The sequence below is a fragment of the Desulfoscipio gibsoniae DSM 7213 genome (assembly GCF_000233715.2).
Lineage (GTDB): Bacteria > Bacillota > Desulfotomaculia > Desulfotomaculales > Desulfallaceae > Sporotomaculum > Sporotomaculum gibsoniae.
Genome location: NC_021184.1, coordinates 2,367,903 through 2,390,940 on the forward strand (window position 1 = coordinate 2,367,903; position 23,038 = coordinate 2,390,940).

25 protein-coding genes and 1 tRNA gene are annotated in these 23,038 nt (G+C 43.8%); 7 read left to right on the forward strand and 19 right to left on the reverse strand.

The annotated features are described in order from the left end of the window. Nucleotides 1–198 precede the first annotated feature (198 nt). From DESGI_RS11145 to DESGI_RS11165, 5 genes are all read left to right on the forward strand, one after another. Entirely contained in the window at nt 199–846 is a 648-nt protein-coding gene (locus DESGI_RS11145; RefSeq protein ID WP_006522999.1) for a diadenylate cyclase, read from the forward strand. A 476-nt stretch (nt 847–1,322) separates the two neighbouring features. Beyond that, on the forward strand, nt 1,323–2,540 hold the full coding sequence (pgsB, locus tag DESGI_RS11150) for a poly-gamma-glutamate synthase PgsB (protein WP_006523000.1): 1,218 nt from the start codon (nt 1,323–1,325) through the stop codon (nt 2,538–2,540). A 21-nt stretch (nt 2,541–2,561) separates the two neighbouring features. Then, nucleotides 2,562–3,014: a poly-gamma-glutamate biosynthesis protein PgsC gene (gene pgsC, locus DESGI_RS11155; RefSeq protein ID WP_006523001.1), complete on the forward strand. Its 453-nt coding sequence runs from the start codon at nt 2,562–2,564 to the stop codon at nt 3,012–3,014. A 15-nt stretch (nt 3,015–3,029) separates the two neighbouring features. Further along, a complete protein-coding gene (locus tag DESGI_RS11160; protein WP_006523002.1) occupies nt 3,030–3,263 on the forward strand; it encodes a hypothetical protein in 234 nt (77 codons plus the stop codon). A gap of 18 nt (nt 3,264–3,281) precedes the next feature. Further along, complete coding sequence (locus DESGI_RS11165) at nt 3,282–4,130, forward strand: poly-gamma-glutamate hydrolase family protein (protein WP_006523003.1); 849 nt, start codon at nt 3,282–3,284, stop codon at nt 4,128–4,130. Between the two features lie 108 nt (nt 4,131–4,238). Here DESGI_RS11165 and DESGI_RS11170 read toward each other — a convergent pair whose 3' ends face one another. From DESGI_RS11170 to gdhA, 19 genes are all read right to left on the reverse strand, one after another. Further along, nucleotides 4,239–4,982: a poly-gamma-glutamate hydrolase family protein gene (locus DESGI_RS11170; RefSeq protein WP_006523004.1), complete on the reverse strand. Its 744-nt coding sequence runs from the start codon at nt 4,980–4,982 to the stop codon at nt 4,239–4,241. A 475-nt stretch (nt 4,983–5,457) separates the two neighbouring features. Next, nucleotides 5,458–5,532, reverse strand: a tRNA-Arg gene (locus DESGI_RS11175). A 114-nt stretch (nt 5,533–5,646) separates the two neighbouring features. Then, a complete protein-coding gene (locus tag DESGI_RS11180) occupies nt 5,647–6,480 on the reverse strand; it encodes an ABC transporter permease (protein ID WP_006523005.1) in 834 nt (277 codons plus the stop codon). Next, entirely contained in the window at nt 6,464–7,390 is a 927-nt protein-coding gene (locus tag DESGI_RS11185; RefSeq protein WP_006523006.1) for an ABC transporter ATP-binding protein, read from the reverse strand. Before DESGI_RS11185 ends, DESGI_RS11180 begins: the two co-directional genes overlap by 17 nt. Before the next feature lie 13 nt (nt 7,391–7,403). Then, nucleotides 7,404–8,540 (reverse strand): zf-HC2 domain-containing protein, encoded by a 1,137-nt coding sequence (locus tag DESGI_RS11190; RefSeq protein ID WP_006523007.1) that lies wholly within the window; start codon nt 8,538–8,540, stop codon nt 7,404–7,406. After that, complete coding sequence (locus DESGI_RS11195; RefSeq protein WP_006523008.1) at nt 8,540–9,040, reverse strand: RNA polymerase sigma factor SigX; 501 nt, start codon at nt 9,038–9,040, stop codon at nt 8,540–8,542. Before DESGI_RS11195 ends, DESGI_RS11190 begins: the two co-directional genes overlap by 1 nt. A gap of 377 nt (nt 9,041–9,417) precedes the next feature. Continuing rightward, nucleotides 9,418–9,561 carry a hypothetical protein gene (locus DESGI_RS24565; RefSeq protein ID WP_006523009.1) on the reverse strand — a complete coding sequence of 48 codons (144 nt, stop codon included), beginning with the start codon at nt 9,559–9,561 and terminating at the stop codon, nt 9,418–9,420. Nucleotides 9,562–9,596: 35 nt separating this feature from the next. Then, nucleotides 9,597–10,082, reverse strand: coding sequence for a ribosomal protein S18-alanine N-acetyltransferase (gene rimI, locus DESGI_RS11200; protein WP_006523010.1), 486 nt, complete (start codon nt 10,080–10,082; stop codon nt 9,597–9,599). Then, the gene (gene tsaB, locus DESGI_RS11205; RefSeq protein WP_006523011.1) at nt 10,075–10,785 is read right to left on the reverse strand and encodes a tRNA (adenosine(37)-N6)-threonylcarbamoyltransferase complex dimerization subunit type 1 TsaB; all 711 of its coding nucleotides are present in this window, start codon (nt 10,783–10,785) and stop codon (nt 10,075–10,077) included. Before tsaB ends, rimI begins: the two co-directional genes overlap by 8 nt. Beyond that, complete coding sequence (gene tsaE / locus DESGI_RS11210; protein WP_006523012.1) at nt 10,766–11,245, reverse strand: tRNA (adenosine(37)-N6)-threonylcarbamoyltransferase complex ATPase subunit type 1 TsaE; 480 nt, start codon at nt 11,243–11,245, stop codon at nt 10,766–10,768. The genes tsaB and tsaE overlap by 20 nt, the downstream gene beginning before the upstream one ends. Nucleotides 11,246–11,475: 230 nt before the next feature. After that, nucleotides 11,476–11,883, reverse strand: a complete 408-nt coding sequence (locus tag DESGI_RS11215; protein ID WP_006523013.1) for a response regulator — start codon at nt 11,881–11,883, stop codon at nt 11,476–11,478. Between the two features lie 129 nt (nt 11,884–12,012). Further along, complete coding sequence (locus tag DESGI_RS11220) at nt 12,013–13,170, reverse strand: amidohydrolase (RefSeq protein WP_006523014.1); 1,158 nt, start codon at nt 13,168–13,170, stop codon at nt 12,013–12,015. A gap of 70 nt (nt 13,171–13,240) precedes the next feature. Further along, nucleotides 13,241–13,984 carry a gamma-glutamyl-gamma-aminobutyrate hydrolase family protein gene (locus DESGI_RS11225; RefSeq protein ID WP_006523015.1) on the reverse strand — a complete coding sequence of 248 codons (744 nt, stop codon included), beginning with the start codon at nt 13,982–13,984 and terminating at the stop codon, nt 13,241–13,243. Nucleotides 13,985–14,133: 149 nt separating this feature from the next. After that, entirely contained in the window at nt 14,134–14,484 is a 351-nt protein-coding gene (locus DESGI_RS11230) for a type II toxin-antitoxin system PemK/MazF family toxin (RefSeq protein ID WP_006523016.1), read from the reverse strand. Next, nucleotides 14,484–14,762, reverse strand: a complete 279-nt coding sequence (locus tag DESGI_RS11235) for a CopG family ribbon-helix-helix protein (RefSeq protein ID WP_006523017.1) — start codon at nt 14,760–14,762, stop codon at nt 14,484–14,486. Before DESGI_RS11235 ends, DESGI_RS11230 begins: the two co-directional genes overlap by 1 nt. An 87-nt stretch (nt 14,763–14,849) precedes the next feature. Beyond that, the gene (ilvN, locus tag DESGI_RS11240; protein ID WP_006523018.1) at nt 14,850–15,347 is read right to left on the reverse strand and encodes an acetolactate synthase small subunit; all 498 of its coding nucleotides are present in this window, start codon (nt 15,345–15,347) and stop codon (nt 14,850–14,852) included. A gap of 439 nt (nt 15,348–15,786) precedes the next feature. After that, a complete protein-coding gene (glnA, locus tag DESGI_RS11245) occupies nt 15,787–17,118 on the reverse strand; it encodes a type I glutamate--ammonia ligase (RefSeq protein WP_006523019.1) in 1,332 nt (443 codons plus the stop codon). Between the two features lie 227 nt (nt 17,119–17,345). Then, a complete protein-coding gene (locus DESGI_RS11250; RefSeq protein ID WP_006523020.1) occupies nt 17,346–17,930 on the reverse strand; it encodes an ANTAR domain-containing response regulator in 585 nt (194 codons plus the stop codon). A 289-nt stretch (nt 17,931–18,219) separates the two neighbouring features. Continuing rightward, complete coding sequence (gene gdhA / locus DESGI_RS11255) at nt 18,220–19,554, reverse strand: NADP-specific glutamate dehydrogenase (RefSeq protein WP_006523021.1); 1,335 nt, start codon at nt 19,552–19,554, stop codon at nt 18,220–18,222. 514 nt (nt 19,555–20,068) lie between these two features. Here gdhA and DESGI_RS11260 point away from each other — a divergent pair. Further along, nucleotides 20,069–20,869: an IclR family transcriptional regulator gene (locus DESGI_RS11260; protein WP_006523022.1), complete on the forward strand. Its 801-nt coding sequence runs from the start codon at nt 20,069–20,071 to the stop codon at nt 20,867–20,869. A gap of 588 nt (nt 20,870–21,457) precedes the next feature. Then, nucleotides 21,458–23,038 carry an FMN-binding glutamate synthase family protein gene (locus DESGI_RS11265; protein WP_006523023.1) on the forward strand — a complete coding sequence of 527 codons (1,581 nt, stop codon included), beginning with the start codon at nt 21,458–21,460 and terminating at the stop codon, nt 23,036–23,038.

Here is a 23,038-nt window from a genome sequence, read left to right on the forward strand (position 1 = left end):
TCATAAGGTGTGCCCGGCATGGGCGACAGCTTGGTGGTGAAAGTCAACCTTTGTCATAATTCTTAAAAATCGGGAGTGTTGTTGCCATAAAAATTTGAATTATTTCAAACCGGGATAAGCATAATAAGTCTAAATTTTTTGGCCGTTGGAAGATAAGATGGCAGCGGGTGGCCAAAATTTACAGATACAGAGGTTGCTATGCCAATATCCGTTAAAGACTTACCCCAAAACTTAGACATTACCCTGAAACATAACTTTAAAGACCTGTGCGAGTTGGCCTGGGAAACGCAGGGGGTAATTGAAGCCAACAAGCCCTGTGAGGAAATATTTGAACAGTTCACCAAAATTAAAAATACAATAGATTACATAGAAAGCTTAATTCTCACAAGCCAATTAAAAAACTGCTTTTTGCCCGATATTCCTTACATGAAGGAGCTGTTTAAAGCTATACAACATTTGAGCATAAAAGGCTATGGTGCCTTAATTGCCATTCAGCGAGAAGACGACATAAAAGAAGTAATAGATGTAACCCACATTGGGGTGCAGCTTGATGCCAAATTATCCAACCGTTTGCTGGAAAGTATCTTTTATCCCGGCTCCCCCTTACATGATGGCGCAGTGGTGATTAAAGGGGACAGAATTTTTTCCGCCGGATGTGTTTTGCCGCTTTCTAAAAAGGTAGTTCCCGAAAAAAAACTAGGCACCAGGCACATGGCTGCGCTTGGTCTCAGTGAAATATGCGATGCGGTTATCTTTGTGGTTTCTGAAGAAACAAGAAAAATCACAATAGCTTTTAAAGGAGAGCTATTTACTAATATTCATCAAGGCATGCATTTGCATTTTTGAGGAAAAGTACTTATTAATAGTAATGATCTAACTGCAGCAGAATCGATTGTATTAATGCTTAAAAGAAATACCAACGGTTACCGGCTATTGCTGTCCGGAAACCGTTGGTATTTTTTTATTGCTTGTAACAATTATTAATATTTCTGCAACACATGATTAAGATTTGGCAACAGCAGATTCATATCCCTTCGGCATAATTAAGCCTGATAATCAAGTTAGACAAATGATTCTGACCTATCCTTTTTGAAATAATTTTTACTTGCACAACTGGATTCTGACATAGAACTGGCTGCCGTTAAGAAACCTATCTTGTAACAATTGTTCATAATTTCGTAAAACATGTTCATCTTTCAGCAAACATTGGTTCATATTCTTTCAGTATAATTGGCTTGAATGGAGGTGCAAAAGCTAGGCATATTTCATGATAGTAACACAAAAGTGGACAAGCTTTCTTTTAAAGAAAGGATAGGATAAATGTGCAGTTTGCTATAGCGCTTATTATTTTTGTTTTTATCTTAGGTATTTATGAACAAATAAGACATAATAAAAACTTAAACCAGATCAATCTTAGAATCAATATAAACGGCACAAGAGGTAAATCAACTGCAACAAGATTAATTACCGGTATTTTAAAGGAAGCAGGAGTTGAGGTTGTTGGAAAAACGACGGGGACCAGTGCGAGAATTATTTATTGGAACAAGGAAGAAGAGGAACCAATCAAACGAGGCCCTTTAGGTCCAAATATTATAGAACAAAAAGCTGTCGTTAAAAAAGCAGTCAAGCTTGGCGCATCTGCATTTGTAACAGAGTGTATGGCTGTAAATCCCGATTACCAGATTATTTTTCAGGAAAAGCTTGTTAAAGCAAATATAGGCGTTATTGTTAATGTTCGTGAAGACCATATGGATGTGTGCGGCCCGACTTTGGATTTTATTGCAGAGTCCTTTACGGCTACAATACCAAAAAACGGCACCCTTATTATTGATGATAGCAGATATAATGACTATTTTACTAAAGAAGCAAAGAAAAGAAACTGCCGGGTATTAATTGCAAATGAAAAAGAAATCCCGGATGGTTATCTGGAAAATTTCGGATATGTGATTTTCCCGGAAAATGTTGCTCTTGCGCTGGCTGTGGCTAAAGCAATAAACATTGACAAAAATACTGCGTTAAGGGGAATGTTAAACGCTAATCCTGATCCGGGAGCATTAATGATCCATACCTTAGACAATAAAAGCCCCACATATTTTGTCAATGGCTTTGCCGCCAATGATCCAAATTCCACACGAATGATTTGGGAGCATATAACAGCTCTTGGTTATCCAACAAAAAATCCTATGGTAATTATAAATTGCAGGCCTGATAGGGTTGACAGGACATTACAGTTGGCAGAAGAGGTCTTACCAAATATGGATATTGATATTCTTGTTGCAATGGGTCAGACAGTAAATCCAATTACCGAAAGAGTTAATAGTAAAAAAATATCTCCTCAGAAATATATAAATGCTGAAGGTTTGTCTCCCCATGAGGTTTATGAAACAATTAAGGATTCTTTTATAAACAGAGTAATTTATGGCATTGGAAACATTCACGGTGGTGGCGATGAATTGGTTGAGTTGATAATTCACGACTTTCCCAATGAATTAAGAACTCGCTTCAATCTGGAAACAGATCAAGTGCCACAAGTTATTTAGCTATTAAAGGAGGGTAAACGGTTGCTTTTTACGGCTATTGGCACAGTTATAATTTTGGGTGTAATTTTGAGCTTGTTATTTACGGAAATTACCGGAATCTTACCTGCCGGTCTGATTGTACCAGGATATTTAGTTTTACTTATAGATCTACCCCAGGCTATATTTTTAACATTCTTTATTAGCATCTTGACTTATTTAATAGTTAATTTCGGAGTGAGCAAAGTTACAATTCTATACGGCAAAAGAAAATTTGTAGCTATGATAGCTGTGTCAGTAGTGTTGCAGCTTATTCTGTATACAATATTGCCCTTTGATTATCGTTATCTCTCCGGATTGGCAGCAGTTGGTATTGTTGTGCCCGGATTATTAGCAAACACAATTCAGCGTCAAGGTATAGCAACAACATTTTTAAGCACTGGATTGCTGTGTGCAATGACTTATGGTTGCACATTACTGTTAAATGTCAATATATGAGAAAGGAGGTGTAAAATGAACACTTTATACGGGCAAATAAATAGCAAACAATACATGAACACATCAGAACCTATCAAAGAAAACAGTAAGCATGAAGCTGTTGCGGTTTTTAATACACTAACATTAAAAGAAAAATGCCTGTATCTCGTTAAGATCAGCAAGAGAAATACCGGTTATCAAGCACTTGGGCTAATGGGATTAACTCTGCTGATTATTGCTACAGATTATCTGTTTACTAGAATTGTTTAAGAAAGGAGCAAGATAAGTATGAAAAAACAATCTATCAAAATTCTGGCTTTAGTTATGTTGTTTACATTTGGAATTGGTATAAGCGCATATGCCTTCACAACAGGCTATCGTAGTTTTGCTGAACTAGCTGCAGCTGAAGACCCTTCAGACTATACCATTAAAACTAATGATATCGGAAGCGATACAACATTTTTAGCTATACACGGAGGCGGTATTGAAAGAGGCACTTCAGAATTAGTTGAGGCATTGAACGGATACGGTAAATATAACACTTATTCATTTGAAGGACTTAAAGCGGCTGATAATGGGAGCCTTTTTATGAAGGCTATCAATTTTGACGAGCCAACAGCTGTTAGTTTAGTTAATAAATCAGATTACACTGTTTCTGTAATCGGAGCTGCCGGCGATGACGAAGTTACTTATATTGGCGGTCAGAATAAGTTGCTGGCAGAATTGATCAGATTACATCTTACTACCAAAGGATATAATGTGCAAACTTTAAGTATTCCTGATCGCATTGCCGGGGTTATGGACAGCAATATAGTGAATAAGAATAAATTATTTAATGACAGTTATCAGCTTGGCGGCGTTCAGATCGCTATTTCCAAAGGTTTAAGAGATAAGCTCGCAACTGATTCCGGTACCTTAAACGATTATTCAGGCACCATCAATAACGCGCTAAGCGAAAGCTGGCCAACAATAGTTGAGCTCATGAAGAAGATTGATAATAATAAATCTGAAGGGTTTTTAAATAAGTTTAACCCTGAAAAGCGCAACTTCGATAAGAAAATCCAGAAAGTATTAGAAAAAGGCGCAAATAATCCCAAGGAATTAATTCAAGACGTTAAAGCAGTATCAGAAGAGTAACCTGAAAAAATACTGTTTATATAGGTAAAAGGCTGACAAGCTACCTTCGGTAGTTTGTCAGCCTTTTTACCTTTACTATGTCATTTACACGGAATTATTTACACTCCCTTACATATTGTTGACTGCCTCACTTATTGCGAGAACATAGCTTTTCAAGCTATCCTTATTAGTCGACAAAAACTTTGTCCTTAAGCCCTCTGATATTTCTAGCTGTACTCCCCGTTCGTCTATATCTCTATTCACTATGTTATCTGGCGATATACCGGCCAGATCCTTCGGAGTATCTTTTTTTACAGTAAAACCATACTTAGTCAGAGATTCTTTTATTCTGTTTGCCAATTCAGTGTCCCGGCCTCCTATATATGTGAATTCTTCTGCACCGCCACACCCGTGGATTGATAATGTCCTTTTAGATTTAGAAACCATTTCCAGTGCGTATGTTTCAGCGAATTTATCTGAAGGAACATGTAGTGCAAAATTATCTGTGCTTTTTAAACCCTGAAATGAATAATAGTTGTAATTATTATGGGAAGCTAAGGCATAAGCTAATTCAGTAGTACCTTTTTCAATTTTACCTCCATGAATTGCCACAACTGTAACATTAGAATCTGTTTCATTAACTTCAATTTCATAATCAACATCTTTTTGAGAATCCAATAAATTTCTTAATTCATCAAGTTCATTTTTTTGTTCTTTTATTTTTTCATTTGCAATATCTAACTGTTTTTCTAGTGTTTTATTTTCATCTTTTAATTTTGCGCCTTCGTATTTTACATAACTTGAATAACCTATTAATAAAAAGAATAATAAAGCAAATACATTAATTGTTTTAACATGTTTTCTTATGTTCATCTCTTTCCTCCTCTGGTAGTGCTTTCTAGCTTTTTTTCTTTAATCTTGCAACCCATATCTGCTTCGCAATCATCCGTCGTTGTCGGGCTTGGGAAGGTCCAAAACGGAAATGACGTTCATGTTTTTGGTAAAATTATAGCCACAGAAAACATCCTTTCTTGGTTGTGTTTGTGGTGACTACATTGTACCAAAAAAGGCGTGTTTTCTGTTTATTTTTACGTTAAAAAGTTGCTCTAAACTCTTATTTTATAAGGGGTTAGACTGATTTTTTAAACTGCGAAAATTGAGTAAGGTTAATAAAAAAATTTTTTTGTCCATATGACGTCGGTCTATTTGTCCGACAGTTTGTCCGACTAGACACGGAAACTTACGTAAATTTAGGGGTATTTAGAGAACTTTTGCCCAACCTCCTAAAATTTAAAAACCCGTAATCCCTTATAATTCAAGGACTCACGGGTTTATTGAAATATATTTGTGGTGCGCCTGACAGGAATCGAACCTGTGCTTTCGGCTCCGGAGGCCGACGCTCTATCCCCTGAGCTACAGGCGCGTGATCTTAAATTTGCTACATAGAGTATTGTATCATAAATTTTTAATAATGCAAGGTTAAAAAAACCGGCAGTTAGTATATTTTACGGGAACAGTGGTTTCTTTAACCTCTGCATTAGATGTCCCTTTTACCAAATAAGTACACCGCCAAGCCCGTGAAGAATACCACATACAGCACCGCATAGACCACCATCCACACACTGGGTTCGGACATACTGCCAAAGGGACCCATCTGCTGTATAGCCTGCAGTGGGTTACCGGTCGGGCTTATGAGCAGGTGGACTATCTTGCGGTATAAAGCATCAACGGGCATAATCAAACTGGCCACTATGCCGGTCTGCTGCAACGCAATGTTATTAATCAGCCAGCCTATTTGCTCCACCACACCACCGATTATCGCTATCGCGTACAGCATAAACATTATCACCCCGTTGGCCATGGTAGACAACACCGTGGATCCGCACAGTGTCACCGCCAGCAGCACCACGGGCTGCAGGGCAAACAGAGCCAGGGCATGCCACTGCCCGGTTAACTCAAGACCGGTTTTGAGGTGGATAAGCATGGAAATCACTATGAAAAATGCCGCCGCGTATAAAGCTAGAAACAAGCCGATACCCAGGAATTTGCCCACCACTATTTCATAGCGTCGCACCGGTTTGGGAACAATGGTCTGAATAATACCGCTATCAATTTCCGAGGCTATGGCCCCTGCAGCTGAAAAAATAGATAAAAAAGATATAATAAATCCGCCGAAGTAAAGGCCAAAAGACAGTAATTGCGGGTAAATCATTTGTTCCAGCATGGGGTTGGGATCCCGGGTTAAATCCTTGGCGACAAAATGCACCCCGGTGCCATAAAGTCCTAAAAAAGCAGCGGCCAGTAAGAGTGAAATAAGCACTACTTTGCGGCCCAACGCTTCGCGGAAAGTTATTTTAATAATGGCCAGCACTTTTTTCACCCTCCTGCGTCATACTGATAAACATTTCCTCTAAAGAAGAACGTTTACGGTTTAATTCATACAGCTTACCGCCACCCTGAATAACAGCCTCAGCCAGCAGTGGAACATCCTCTTCTTGACCTACTGCTGCTAAAACAGTATCTCCTTTAACGGTTAGTGAACGGGCTATGCCGCCCAGCGCTGCCTTTATATGCTCCGTTATTCCATCAATTTTCATTTCCACGTTAATTTCAGCGGATCTCAGTTCATCCAAACTCCCCTGCCGAATGACCTTGCCCTGCCTGATAAATGCTACCATATCGCAGATCATCTCCACCTCGCTAAGCAAGTGGCTGTTTAAAAAAATCGTTTTGCCGCTGGCCCGCAGTTCCAACAATATCTCACGCACATCGCGACGTCCTAAAGGGTCCAGCGCCGATGTGGGTTCGTCCAGAAATAATAAATCGGGATCGGGCAACAAAGCGCAGGCCAGCCCGGCCCTTTGCTGCATACCCTTGCTGTAGGTGCGTATCTTTTGATTTTCCCGCCCGGTCAGCCCTACTTTTTCAATCACCTGCGGTATACGGCGGCCTTTGTCGGCATTACTCATGCCGTACAATGAAGCGTGAAAATCCAGCAACTGCTTGCAGGTAAGCCAGTCGTGGTAACGGAAGTTTTCCGGTAAAAAACCGATTTTTTTCCGCATCCCTATGTCTCCCAATGGCTTACCCAGTAGCCGGGCCTCTCCGGAAGTGGGGAAAAGCAAACCCATCAATGTTTTAACCAGAGTGCTTTTACCGGCCCCATTGGGTCCCAGGAAGCCGAATATTTGCCCCCGGGGAACCCGGAGGCAAATATCAACACAGCCCACTTTTTTTCCATAACGTTTGGTTAAATTGATAGTTTCAATGGCCAAATCCAACTAAAATCCCACCTTATTTCATTTGCCCCGCAATGGCGAGCGCAGATGCTTCATCCAGGTTGGTACCCGATAGAGTATATACCACGCCGTTATTTTGCCAGACTAAAAAGCTCATTGCCATAGATTTATCCGGCCGAGCATTGCCATCAACAAAAACACCCTGCGTTCCGTTAACAATAACATCTCTGGACGTACCGTCCATATTAGGAATAAGTATGGTATGCTGCCAGTCATTAATCGCCAGTAGCTGATTACGTAAATTATCCGGCAGAGCAGGTACATTTAAAAGGGCATCTTTAATAGCCAGCACATCCACCCCGGACGGGGCTTTCATTTCGGGACTCCTGACCTGGGTTACCGTCAACATATCATCGCCCGAACGGTAATTGGCCAATATGGCAGTGGGCATATGCATGGTAAAGGTTTGCCCGTCAAGGCTTTCCGGTAATAATTTGGTGCTTCCCATAGCCTGCAGCAGGCTGTTTATATTAGCTACGTCAAGGGTTAGGTGCGCAGTACTGCTCGTTATCTTTTGCAGCTGGGGCTCCTCGTAACCATCCGGTTGGGGCAGCTTGACGGTGAAGTCCACAGCATCCGCCGCCTGGGCAAAAGTTACAGGCACTGCTTCTTGTTTACCGACCACTTCAACTTGGCCAAAGTTATCAATGTTTACATTACCTGCCCCTTCATTAAATGCTCTTTCTATCTGCTTGATATCCTCTGTACTTATGTTAACAGTCTGTACTTTTTCCATTCTAAACACGGTTAAAAGTTCACCGGCCATACTGCGCACAGCCGGGATACTAAAGGCAGTGAACAGTACCGCAGCCATCGCCGCGGTAACAACTATTTTTTTATAAAGTTTCATGGCATTTAATCCCCTTTCAAATAGTTTAGATATATTGTACCGGAGCCTGGTTGAAAAGCAATTCCTACTGGACCGCGTGTCTTTTATGGTGGAATAAGTTTCTTGTACCCCGGCCAAATACCGCTCCATACACGATTTGGCAAAAAAATCGTTTGACTGCAATTCCGCTAATGCTCCCCGGCAGCCGGCACATTGCTCCAAATGTCGGGTTATTTCACACGCCTGCTCACTGTCTAGCTCGCTATCCAAATAGGCTTGAAGGATGCCTTCTTTATAGCACATTAAGCGTCACATCCTTTCTGTGCCAGATAAACCCTTTTGAACTTGGCCTGGGCCCGGGCTATGATGGTACCCACCGATGATTTTTTTACCCCGATGGCTTCTGCAATTTCCTCGTAACTAAAACCGGAATGCTTCATTAATAAGCACAATCTGTCCCGTTCAGGCAAGCTCTGTAATGCATGGCGGACCATGCTTGATTCTTCATTTTGGAGGGCTGACTCCTCGCTGGAAACCACTGTGAATCCATGGCCTTTGATTTTCTCTTCCCTGCGCAGGCGGCTTTTTTCACTGCGCAGGTAATTATATGCCAAATTGGCTGCCACTTTGGAAAGCCACCCCCCGATATTTTCATATTGCCGGGGCGGTGTACAGTATAGTCTCAGGAAGGTCTCCTGGGTGATTTCCTCTGCCACCGCCCGGCTGCCCAGCATGAAGGTAAGCTGGCGGCAAACAGCCGGATAATAGCGGTTATATGTTTCCTGGTAAAACACTTGGGACATTGCACCTTTTTCCATTTGAGACGGGAAAATGGCCGGCCACCTCCCCCGTTATCCTTTCAACTGTATAACACAGCAGAATTTAGTAAAGTGACACTGGAATATTTACTTTTATATTTAAAGAGTCTGTTCGAAAAGTTCCACGAGATCCACTTCGAATTTCCGCGTTGGCTCGGCTTTTGAGTTGCTTACTTATAAGAGTTCCGTTTCTCAAAGCTTTCGCAGACTTGATAGGTGCCAGGTGTTGAAAGGTTGAAAGATTAAAATCTTTCAACCTTTCAACACCTGGCACCAAAGCCTAAATAAAAATACCGGGAGTGCTCCCGGGTAAATTACTTTTTTATATAATTGCCAATAGCCGCCCGCGGCTAACATCTTCCTCAGGTGGAGCCGGCGGCAAAAAATAAAACTACACCGGCAATACCCATAAGCGTCGGATACGGCCCCGGAAGACCACCCAGCATGGCCACCCCGATCAAGGCAATGCCGCCAAAGCGTAGTAATAATTTAACTGCCTTTGTCATAATCTACTTCCTTTCCCAGTTTATACGTTTATCCATTACGGTATTTGGGTTAAGTCGTTCTTCCACATGATGATGGCATCTTCCTTGGTATCTGAATAGTAATTTTTCCTTAGCCCCTGTTCCTTAAAACCCAGGTGGGCATATAGTGCCCGGGCTGGTGCATTGGAGGGGCGCACTTCCAATGTCATGCGCTGCACCCCCAGCATAATGGCCCTTTTGAACAATTCCAGCATTAAGGCTATGCCCAGCCCGTGCCCCCGTTGATCTCTGTGCACAGCAATATTAGTAACATGGGCTTCATCTAAAACCACCCACATACCCGCATAACCGGCCACTATACGGCCACCTGCCAGAGCGACGATATAATGCGCAAAATCATTTTCACGCAGCTCATATTCGAAAGCATTCTTAGTCCAGGGCGTTGGAAAGGATAGGTTTTCAATTTGCATTATCTGATCCAGGTGTTTTATCTGCATTTGCTCAAAGGTCACATTTTCCCGGCCTGCTGTTTCCTTATCCATTATTCCGACACCTTTCCCGCCATTTTATCTCAGCCTCCGATTCCCGCACATAATGGGGCAGCAATGTAAGGGGATCCCGGGTCGCACCTGTCTGCAGTTGCTGTAATCCCAGTTCCGCCACCGCCGCGCCCCTGGGAAAAGATGCGCAGGCCGGGGCCAGGCGAGCGCGCTCACCCATTTGGGCCTTTAATATGCCGGCATATTCAGCCACTCCATCACCTATAAATGTGACTTGTTCCCTGTAGCCTTTAAGTAGTTCCAACAGTTCCGGTATCCCCGTGGCCCGGGCGGGCACCAGGCATTGTTGACAGGTGCCGGTGCTGCGGTACAGGGCTGCATAGACTTCATTTTTCCGGGCATTAAGTATGGGGCAGACCAATCCGGCATGACCGCTTAGCGGGTAGGCCAGCGCATCTAAAGTAGGTACATCAGCCAGGGGCAAGCGCAATACCTGGGCCAGTGTGCGGGCAGTGCTCATACCAATGCGCAGTCCGGTAAAGGATCCCGGACCAGAGGAAACAGCTATGCCCGTCAGCTGCACCTTATTAATACCTGCATCAGTTAATACATCCCTCACCATGGGCAACAGATTTACCGAATGGGTACGGCGGTTGTTCACCATACGCTCAGCCAATATTTTTTCTTCTGTAGTCACCGCCACAGCAGCCACCGGGGTAGCCGCTTCAATGCCCAGTACGAACATGCTGCAATAACTCCTCCACCAGTTTATTATATCGAATACCCCGGGGTATGAACTGTAATGCTCTGCGATTATCATCATCTGAATGTTTTTTAATAAATATATCTAACCGCTGAGCGGGTAAATATTGCTTTACTTGTTCGGCCCACTCAATCATAGTTATTCCGGGGCCGTAAAAGTACTCCTCATACCCCAGATCCTCCAGTTCCTCAGGGTTTGCCAGCCGGTAAACATCCAGGTGATATAACGGCAGTTCACCGTCATATTCGTTAATCAGTGTAAAGGTAGGGCTGGTGATCCGCTCGGTAATACCCAGACCCCTGGCTACACCAGTAGCAAAACAGGTTTTACCGGCTCCCAAATCCCCATTTAGTGTTATAACATCCCCCGCTTGCAGCAGGCCACCCAATGTTGCACCCAAACTACCAGTTTCCCCGGCTGACTGTGTTTCGAAATTTACCAAAATATTACCCCCATAAAAACCAGATGTCTTTAGTATTATATATTATACCTTTTATAACTACACAAATATAATTATAAACAAAGACTTGATACTTAAAAAGATTAAATAGTTAAATATAGCAACTTATTTTAATGTCTTTAATTTGGTTTGGCCGCCGGGTTATTTAACAACTCGAATGGGCACCTTGAATTATAGTAAAAAAAAAGCGGCTTACCAGCCCACTTTATAACTTAAACAATTTTTGTACGACACCTGCTATTTTCTATTTCCAGGAGAGTAAACTCCTCCAAAAATTTTTTTAAACTTTCAACATCGAAGGGTTTGGCCATGCAGCAGAGCGCACCTTGTTTTTGGGCCTGGTTGATAGTATCGTCAGAGCCGTATGCGGTCATAATTACCACCTGGGTATCAGGAAACATTTTTTTTATTTTACCCAAAGCCTCCAGACCACCCATCAGAGGCATACGCACATCCATAAAAACCAGATTCGGCCTTATGGCACGCACCTTCTCCACTGCTTCAAGGCCGTTTTGGGCCGTATGTACCCGGTGGCCGACCTCCTTAATTACAATATCCAACAAGTAACGAACTCCTGGCTGATCATCAACCACCAGTATATCCATACAATTTGAGCCCATATATCTCCACGCTCCCCTTATTTCTGTAAAATATGACATGCGCTTGAATTTCAGCATAATTATGTCATGTATAATATACTTTTCGACAGCTGAGAGAAAAACCCTTCTTCATGAAATAATTTTTTTATGCTAATTATTTACATCGATTACTTTCCCGCCAACATAAACTCTGTTTACAACGGTACCCAGATAAAATGGATGACCGCTCAATACCACCACATCCGCATCCTTCCCCGTTGCGATACTGCCGATTCGGTCTTCCAACCCCAGCACCCTGGCCGCACCAATGGTAATAGCACCCAGCGCCTGCTCCTCGGACAGTCCCCCGCGGGTAGTTAGCCCGGCAGAGATCGGTAAATATTGTATGGGCACTACCGGATGGTCGGTCATAATAGCAAAGCTTACACCCTGGCGAGCTAATGCGGCCGCGGTTTTTAGTGATCGGCCCATTAGCTCTACTTTGGACCGGTTAATCAGCACCGGACCAACTACTGCCGGCACACCCGCTGCGGCCAACCTATCCGCAACCAGGTGACCCTCAGTGCAGTGTTCAATAACCAGGCGCAGGTTAAACTCATGCCCAATGCGCAGCGCAGTCATAATGTCATCCGCCCGGTGGGCATGCACCCGCAAGGGTATTTCCCGGCACAGCACGCGCGCCACGGACTCCATCTTTAAATCCCGCTCCGGCGGATCTGCCTCCCCTCGACGAGCCCGGGCCTGTTTTTCCAGGTACTGCAGGCCGCGTGCCAGTGCATCTCGTAATAAGGCAGCGGAGGCCATTCGGGTAACTGGAGTCTTTTTATTAGGTCCATATACACGCTTGGGGTTTTCCCCCAGCGCAGCCTTTAGGCCTACGGGACAACAAATCACCATATCATCCACAACAGTGCCACAGGTCTTCATAGCCACCATTTCTCCGCCCAGTATATTGGCACTGCCGGGACCGGTAACCACGGTGGTTATCCCGGCTGCCAGCGCATCTTGAAAACCCATGTCCATAGGGTTGATAGCATCTATAGCCCGCAGGTGCGGCGTAATTGGGTCGGTAGTTTCATTTAAGTCATCCCCTTCTTCGAATATTTCCTCCAGTATGCCCAGGTGGGTGTGCGCATCAATAAAACCAGGCATGACTATCATGCCCGCTGCATCATATATATCAGCCCCGGAAGGGACAGCCATATTTTCTCCAACAGCGGCTATTTTTCCATTTTCAAAAAGCACAGTTCCCCGCGGTACACGTGCACCATGCATGGTCCAAATTTCGCCGTTTACTATGGCTTGCATTTAATCATCTCCAAATTCAACTGTTGGTATAATGTTTGTAACATATAGTGGTGTTTTTCTACAGCAGCTATTATATATCCTTTAAAAATAAGGACTTTTTGCTCGACAAAAAACGGGTGCATGCTTCAATAAAAGCTTTAAAAATACTAAATATATGAGGATATTTAAAATACATGTTTTCAGGATGAAATTGCACCCCCAGCGCAAAAGTTTTATCGTCAGCGCATTCAATAGCCTCAACAACATTATCCCCGGCTATAGCCGATATTACCAAATTTTTGCCTAAATCATTAATCATTTGGTGATGAAATGAATTTACTCTAACGCTCTCCCTTTCCATTATGCCGTGCAGCATCGAACCCTTGACCAGTTTTATGTTGTGGGTGGCATACCAGCGCGGTGCCTGCTGCATGTGCTGCAGAGGGCGATCAACCCGCAGGTTGAGGTCCTGGCAGACGCTCCCTCCGGCGGCCACATTTAGCACCTGCATACCCCTGCAGATACCTAAAATCGGCATTCCCTTCTTTAGTGCCAATTTAGTCAGCAATATTTCAAAACCATCCCGCAAAGGATCGATGCAACCATTTACCGGCAAAGGTTCTTCGCCAAAATAATAAGGATCAATATCACCCCCGCCTGAGAGCAGTAAACCGTCCAGCCCGGCCAGTAAAGCGGCAACATGTTCCTCGCTATGGTGGGGTATAAAAAGCGGCACCCCACCAGCTGCCTGGACCGCCCCAGGATAGTCCTCCCCAATAATAAACTTTTTGGCCTCTGCATCATAACTACTTGTAATACCTATCAGTGGGTACACAAAATAAACCCCCTTCCCTTAATAAAATATATTTGTATGGGAGCAATTATTGCACATTATGTAATAAATAAAGCCGCCACCCTTTTAAGGCAACGGCTTTATTTATAGTATGTATTAGTTTATATACCAAATTTTAAATATGTATGTATTTAGATATCCACAAGGCCCAGACTTATTTCCACTGCCTGGTTAACTTTAACCATCATTTCACTGTGCAATGAAGTTACTTTTTCCAGCAGTCTGCTTTTGTCAATGGTACGTATCTGTTCCAAAAGTATTACCGAATTTTTGCCCAACCCGTCTCTTTCGGCCGGTAGTTCCACATGGGTGGGTAGTTTGGCTTTGGATATTTGGGAGGTAATCGCGGCAACTATAGTGGTTGGACTGTATTGATTGCCGATGTCGTTTTGTAATATTAATACTGGTCGCGTACCCCCCTGTTCCGACCCCACTACCGGGCTGAGGTCGGCATAATATATTTCACCACGGCGTATTTGCATTATCGCTTGCCTCCCGCCACAGACTCGTCAAATGCCGGCGCCACCTCGGATTCCAGTCTGTACTGTTCAATGGCCAGGGCCAAATTTATGGTAGCCATTTCCACGTAACCTTTCTTCATTTGTTCCCTCAACATGCGACGTCTTCGCTCGGCTAGGTAAAGCTTCATGGCCTCCCGGACAAATTCGCTCCGGTTTTGTTTCTCAGCAGCTGCAATACAATCTATCTCAGAAAGTAGATAATCCGGCAGGCTGATCATGATACGCTTTACTTGTGCCACCTGCAACAACCCCCAGTATACACAGTTTATATAAAACAAATATAGATTATTATATACACAGATAGCCACCTTGTGTCAACACAAACCTTATTTTTCATCCTTTGCCGCCCGGGGTTGACGAGATAGAGCAATTTTCCCGGTGCGCACCATTTCAACAATGCCCTGGTGTTCCAGTACGTGTGTAAAGGCGCTGATTTTCTGCTCATCACCAATAATCTGGATAACCATCGTTTCTTTGCCTACGTCAACAATATTAGCCCGGAATATTTCCACTATATCCACGATATCTCTGCGTTTTTCCGGGTTCGCCTGAACCTTTATCAGAGCCAGTTCCCTTTCTATGGAGTCGCGGTCTTCCAGCTTGGTGATTTTAATCACATCCACCAACTTGGAGAGCTGATGGATAACCTGCTCCAGCTCGCGCTCGTCCCCATTAACTACAACAGTAATTCTGGTAATATCAGGTTCTTCAGTATAGCCGGCAGCAATACTTTCAATATTAAATACCCGTCTACTCAACAATCCCGCTATACGAGCCAAAACGCCCGGCTTATTGATAACAAGCACACCCAGGGTATGTGTCATAAGAAATCCCTCCTAGTTTATTAATTGGATTGTTCATAAAAACATTGCTATAGAATGGCCACTCAAATGTCTTCTTTTTACTTTAATTTTCAAAAACATAATTCAAGCTATACTAGATATACAAAGTGATTCTGCTGTAAATATCGAACGACCTTCCAAAGGCTTGATAAGTGGTACTAAATGCTAATGTCTTTTACTGGTCGTTTATCCAATGCCCGATCAATAAGGATATTTTAACACAAGTAAACGGGCTACCCAAATATATTTTGGCCAAAAGTTAAAAGATCCACAAAACAAGGCCAATTAAGCAGCCACCTGTTTTGTGGATCTATGGGCACTAATTCATATGAAGGTACCTGGCGCAGGCGCATCCCCGCCGTATAATTTTGATAAGCTTAAATTTCCTGTAAAACTCCGACACTTAAAGCTGTACTTTAAATTAAAATTTGGTAAGGTATTGACCTAGTTCCCAGGAGTGTACCTGTAGCCGATAGCTGTCCCACTCAATGCGCTTGGCTTCCAAAAAACGCTGCAATACGTGCGGACCAAGGGCATCCATAATTACCGGGTCGATGGACAGTTGATACAGGGCGTCCCTCAAACTTTCGGGGAGTATATCTATTCCCAGCTCATCACGCTCCTGCGGAGTGAGTTCGTATATATTGCGGTCACATGGCGTGGGCGGTTCAATCTTATTTTTTATCCCATCGAGTCCCGCCCTTAGGCATACCGCCAGAGCCAGGTAGGGATTGCAGGACGGGTCCGGGCTGCGTAACTCTATACGGGTGGATTGATCCCGTTTGGCTGGCACCCTGATCAACGGGCTACGGTTGCGGTAGGACCAAGCTATGTAAACAGGTGCCTCATAGCCTGAGACCAACCTTTTATAAGAATTTACTGTAGGATTGATAATAGCGGTAATGGCTGGAACATGCCGCATCAGACCCCCGATATAATGCAGGCAATCCTGGCTGAGCTGGTTTGACGTACTGGGATCGTAAAAGGCATTAGCACCATCTTTCATCAATGACTGGTTTAAGTGCATGCCCGATCCGGCAATGCCAAAAACAGGCTTGGGCATAAAAGTGGCATGTAGCCCGTGCCGCTGGGCAATGGTACGCACTACAAACTTAAAGGTCACCACTTTATCAGCGATGTCAAGGGCATCGGAGTATTTAAAGTCAATTTCGTGCTGTCCGGGTGCCACCTCATGGTGGGAAGCTTCAATTTCGAAACCCATTTGCTGCAGCGTAAGCACCATATCCCGGCGGGCGTTCTCGCCTAAATCCACCGGGGTCATATCGAAATATCCGGCACGGTCGTGGGTTACAGTGGTGGGTTTACCTTCCTCATCAACGTGAAACAGAAAGAACTCAGCCTCGGGACCAACGTTCATGGAGTAGCCCATTTCTTCCGCTTCGGCGATGGCCCGGCGCAAAACATGGCGCGGGTCGCCTATGAAGGGGGTGCCGTCTGAATTATAGATATCGCAGATTAGCCTGGCCACCGCACCATCCCGAGGTTTCCAGGGAAATATAACGAATGTGGACGGGTCGGGGTGCAGGTACATATCGGATTCTTCTATGCGCACAAAACCTTCTATAGATGAACCATCAAACATAAGCTCATTATTTAGGGCCTTATCTAGTTGTTCTACGGTGATGGAAACGTTTTTAAGCACCCCAAAAATATCAGTAAACTGTAAGCGCACAAATTTAACACCGTAATCTCTAGCCATAGTACGCACGTCATCACTGGTAAGTACAGGCACGCTAAGTCACACCTCTCCTTGTTAGCTAAGAGGCACAATGGTTATTGCAGTAAATTTTACGAAAAAAAGCCCACACTGGCAGAATATGCATTTAACTGCCAGGTAGGCCTCATTGCCCTTATTTATGATACGCCATTGTACCTTAAATTATTTTATTTTAACCTTAATATTATCCAATTACTATTCTATAGTATAGCATAAGTCTACTAAAAAGCCAGTATTTTTTATTATATGTTTAAAGAATGGGCCATTATCACCGCCTCAGCCACCAGCCGTATATTCACCCTCTTATTCATGCTCTGGCGCTGCATGCGCTTAAAAGCTTCGGCTTCAGTCAGGCCCTGGGTTTCCATTAAAATACCTTTGGCCCGCTCCACAATTTTTCTAGTCTCCAGTGTTTCCTGCAAATCCTTAATTTTTTGTTCAAGAGCGGTAATCTCCTGATAATTCGCCAGGGCCAACTCCACTGCCGGCAACAATGATGCTTCCCCCACAGGCTTGATTAGTAATGCAAATACCCTGGCTTCTTTGGCCTTTTCCAGTATCCCGTGCTGGTCGGATGAACTAGTGGCAATCACCGGGGCCAGTTTATCCTCGTGTACTATTTTGGCCACCTGCAGCCCGTCCATACCACCGGGCAAGGCAGCATCTATAATTAGCAAATCGGGCTCCCGGCTGCGCACCAGTTTTATAGCGCTCAGACCATCACCGGCCTCTCCCACTACCCAGTGGCCATACTTTGTGAGCATAGACTTTACGTTCTTGCGCCATACACTATCAGCATCTACCAATATTACCCTGTTTTCACCCATCGGAGCCCGCCCCCTGTATAACAAAATAAAAATGCCCGCGCAAGTATTATTATAACCTGCACAGGGCAATCGTTGCCATCTAATGGACACATCATTGTATCCGTTATATTATTTTAAACTATGTTAATTATATCAATATGTTTTGGAAAAGCAACGGTTTTTTTATTTCATCATATAAAATCTTATAATCTTCTTCTGTCCAGTAGTAGTTAAAAGCTAGGTTTTAAATTAAGATGCCTTCACTGGATAGCTACTTAAAATTAACTTCCATAATGAATTTAACCAAAGTTTATACGATCCCCTGTGCCATCATGGTGTCAGCAACTTTGAGGAACCCTGCAATGTTTGCTCCGGCAACAAGGTTGCCTTCCATGCCGAATTCTTTAGCTGCCGCATTAATATTGTTATAAATGCCAATCATAATATTTTTAAGCTTGGCATCAACTTCTTCGAAGGTCCAGGAGTATCTCATGCTGTTCTGGGACATTTCTAGTGCTGAACATGCTACGCCGCCTGCATTTGCAGCTTTGGCGGGGACATAGATTATCTTGCTTGCGAGCAATTCATTGGCAGCTTCGGGAGTCGATGGCATGTTGGCGCCTTCGCCAACTGCAAAGCAGCCATTCTTGACAAGAGTTTTAGCAGCTTCACCGTCCAATTCGTTTTGTGTAGCGCAAGGAAGGGCAATGTCACACGGGATTGTCCAAATTCCTTGGCAACCTTCATGATACTCGGCGGTCGGATGCTCCTTGACATATTCTCTAATCCGTTTGCGTTCAACTTCTTTCAAACGCTTTACTGTAGCGAGTTTAATACCGTCCTTGTCATAGACAAAGCCGTTGGAATCACTTAGGGCAACAACTTTGGCATCGAGCTGCTGTGCTTTTTGGGTGGCGTATATTGCAACATTACCAGAACCTGAAATAACTACGGTTGCTCCGTCAAAGGATTTGCCTTTGGTTTTGAGAGCCTCTTCCATTATGTAGACCAAGCCGTAGCCGGTAGCTTCTGTCCGCGCCAGGCTGCCGCCATAAGTCAGACCTTTTCCGGTCAGGACACCTTCGTACAGGCTGGTAAGCTTCTTATATTGTCCAAACATATAGCCTACTTCACGACCGCCCACCCCAATATCCCCGGCAGGGACGTCAGTGTCAGCACCGATATAACGATAAAGCTCATTCATGAAGCTTTGGCAGAATCTCATTACTTCGCCATCGGATTTTCCTTTAGGGTCAAAGTCACTGCCGCCTTTACCGCCGCCGATGGGAAGTCCGGTTAAGGAGTTTTTGAATATTTGCTCGAAGCCCAGGAATTTAATGATACCAAGGTAAACGGATGGATGGAAGCGAATTCCACCTTTATAGGGTCCGATGGCACTATTGAATTGAACCCGGAAGCCGCGGTTGATTTGCACATTTCCTTGGTCATCTACCCAAGGTACTCGGAATAGGATTTGTCTCTCCGGTTCAACGATTCTTTCAAGAATTCCGGCTTTCTCATATTCCGGACGTTGAACTAAAACTGGTTCTAAGGAGTCTAATACCTCTTTCACAGCTTGGTGGAATTCAACTTCACCGGGATTGCGCTTGATTGCTTGTTCGAGAACATTTTGCACATAGGACATATTAATAAACCCTCCTAAACGTTTTTGCTGTCAGCTTGTTGCTATACTCAACCATTCCATGATTTACGGGGTGGTATTCACACCGAGCCGGAATGTCCAATTCCGAGGCAACAATAGCACTGATGGCTCTAATATACCAATGGCTTAATTGCTACAACTCATTGCCGGATAATTCCTTAGGATTAACTATTACGCCGCCCTTGCCGCCACCGTCAATTTACACGCGGTTGTAATGTTATTCCACCTTTCAATTAGTTAAAATTTTAGGAAATTATGTAGTTGTAATTTATTATTTTTGGAATGGCATTTCGAAAATATTTTCTTATCGTGAAATATATTATCACAATGCAAAAAAAAAGAAAAGTTTTTTAGGTATATTAAAAGATAGTATACATAATACTTAAACGGTAACATGGATTATCTGAGCTGCTTTAAGTTCCTTGACAACTCCTCCGTGTTATGTATACAATTTTAAAGGTTATAAGTATAACATGGGTAAGGAGATATGATTTAAATGGCTAAACAAAATAATAATGGAGATGATACCAAAACAGTTCAAGCAGTGGAAAGAGCTTTACTTATATTGGAAACATTGGCCGAGGCTGGTGTTCCAATTACTATTACCGAAATAGCTCAAAAAACAAGCCTTACCCTGGGAACTACCCACCGGCTTTTATATACCATGATGCAAAGAGGTTTTGTGGAGCAAGATGCCGAAAACAGTAAGTACCGGCTGGGGATAAAAGCATTTCAAATAGGCATCGCAGCAACCTATTTCAAGGATTTGCGCTCTGTGGCCCGCCCGGTCATGGAAGACTTGCAGCAAAGGTATAATGAAACAGTTAATTTAGCCACTCTGGATGGTTCCGAGGTGGTATATGTGGATCAGGTGGAATCTACTAATATAGTGGTTGTCAGGATGTTTGCCCGCACAGGCAACCGCGGTCCTGCCCATTGCACAGGCTCAGGGAAAGTTTTACTCTCCAGTTTGCCCCAGGACAAGCTGGAGGATATGGCATATAACATGGAATTACGGAAGTTTTCCAATGAAACCATTACTGATCCTGAAATGCTTTTAAAAGAACTTAGCCGAGTTAAGCAGGATGGATATGCCCTGGACCTTGGGGAACGAGATGAAGGAGTACGGTGCGTGGCGGCCCCAATTTATAATTTTAAAGGTCAGGTTGTGGCGGCACTGAGCATTTCAGGGCCCAGTATCCGCATTACCACACCGTTCATCAAAAATGAACTGGTGGATGCCATAAAGAAGGCCGCTAAAACAATATCTATTCAGTTAGGACATAATGGGAATTAATGGCATTTGTATACAAAGGCACTCCAATTGAACGTAGCTAATGGAAGGTTAAACATTTTTTGCAGTAATCCAATAAAAGAGAGAGCATAGGGCCGTTTTAAGGCTTAAGCTCTCTTTTTTGTTTGACGCATTCTTTTGACAGTCAGTTAACTCTTTATAATCCTCATTTATTTTTTTAGCTTATATCTTTCCTCATTTACCAACTACACATCTCTTGATTTACAATTCATTTGATCATGTTATCTATTTGTTCTCTTATCTAGTACGTATTATACATTACTTTCCTTTCCACTACCCGTTTGGTGCGCCGTTTTCCACTTGGTGAAATTCAATACCATTTATTTATGATTTAATTGCTTCTGTATACAAAATACATTTCACAATGTGAAATACAATAACTCTGCATCCTGTATGCAATATTCATGCATTTTGCGGGCTTTGCGCATAAATTTTTCATATCGTGAAAGCGGTTTCTATTGACTGACTAACTACTAAGAGCTAAAATGTTTTCAGATCAGTGAAATTTAATTTCACAACATGGAAAAGTACAGCGATGTACACCAATAGACATAGGAGGTCTGATTATTAATGAGTTATAGTAACGGAATCAATGCCAGTGCAGCGACACTCACCAAGAACAGAACACCGGGTAATGTTTGTTCCTCCAGCGGCTTATGCGCAACTTGTATAGACGGCTGCCCCGGCCTTTGCGAAGTAGGTAAATCAGCATACCGGGGGCGGGAACTCATTTATCCGCAGCCTTTCGGCAGTACAACCAGCGCTTCCCAGAAGGAGTACCCAGTTGATTTATCCCACTTGAACATTATGGGTACAGCCGTTGGTGCACATGGCATCGAAGCCGATAGCGATAAAGCCACTTTTCCGGCTGTCAATCTGGAAACAGAAATCGGTTCTACCAATACTATTAAGCTTAAACTGCCCATTGTAATACCTGGCCTTGGTTCCACCCAGGTGGCCAAAGATAACTGGGAAGGCCTGGCCATTGGCGCAGCCATATCAGGCATTGTCCTGACCATTGGTGAAAATGTCTGTGGTATGGATCCCGATGGGGAAATTAAAAATGGCCGCGTGGTTAAGTCCCCGGACATGGCACGCCGGGTAAAACTGTTCCAGGAATGGTACAACGGATATGGTGCTATTGTGGTGCAGTTTAACGTTGAAGATACTCGCCTTGGAGTGGCCGAGTATGTGATTAACGAGCTGGGTGTGGAAGCAGTGGAAATTAAATGGGGCCAGGGCGCCAAGGATATCGGCGGTGAAGTTAAGCTTCCCTCTCTGGAAAGAGCCCAGCAGCTAAAATCCCGCGGCTATATTGTATTCCCGGATCCGGAAAACACAAATGTACAGCAAAGTTATGCACAGGGATCAGTGAAGGAATTTGAACGGCATTCTCGCATTGGCATGGTAGATGAGGAATCATTCATGGCCCGGGTGGCTGAATTACGCAGCCTGGGAGCCAAACACGTTATGCTGAAAACCGGTGCCTATCGCCCGGCGGACCTGGCCCGGGCTGTTAAATTCGCTTCGCTGGCTAAAATAGATCTTTTGACCATTGATGGTGCCGGTGGCGGCACAGGTATGAGCCCGTGGCGGATGATGAACGAGTGGGGCGTGCCCACTGTCTACTTGGAGTCACTACTATATCAGTACATGGAACGCATCAAAGCCAAAGGCATGTATGTTCCCAAGGTAGCCGTAGCCGGCGGCTTTTCTCTGGAAGATCATATGTATAAAGGTCTGGCCCTGGCTGCGCCATACGTTAAAGCCATCGGCATGGCCCGCGCTCCACTAGCCGCCGCTATGGTCGGCAAAACCATCGGCAATTATGTTAAAGAAGGTAAAGTACCTGCTGATATAGCCAAGCGGTACGGCAATACCGTTGAGCAAATCTTTACCGCTAATACAGCCTTGAAACAGCAATATGGCGAAGATGCCGCCAGGATTCCGGCCACCGCTATGGGCGTTTACACTTACTTCGACCGTCTGGCCGTGGGCCTGCAGCAGCTGATGTGTGGTGCCCGTAAGTTCAGCCTTGATTATATCACCAGGGATGACCTGGCCAGCATTACCCGGGAGGCGGCAGATGTCACCGGCATACCATATATCATGGATTTAGATGCCGAAGAAGTTGAAAAGATCCTGGGTTAA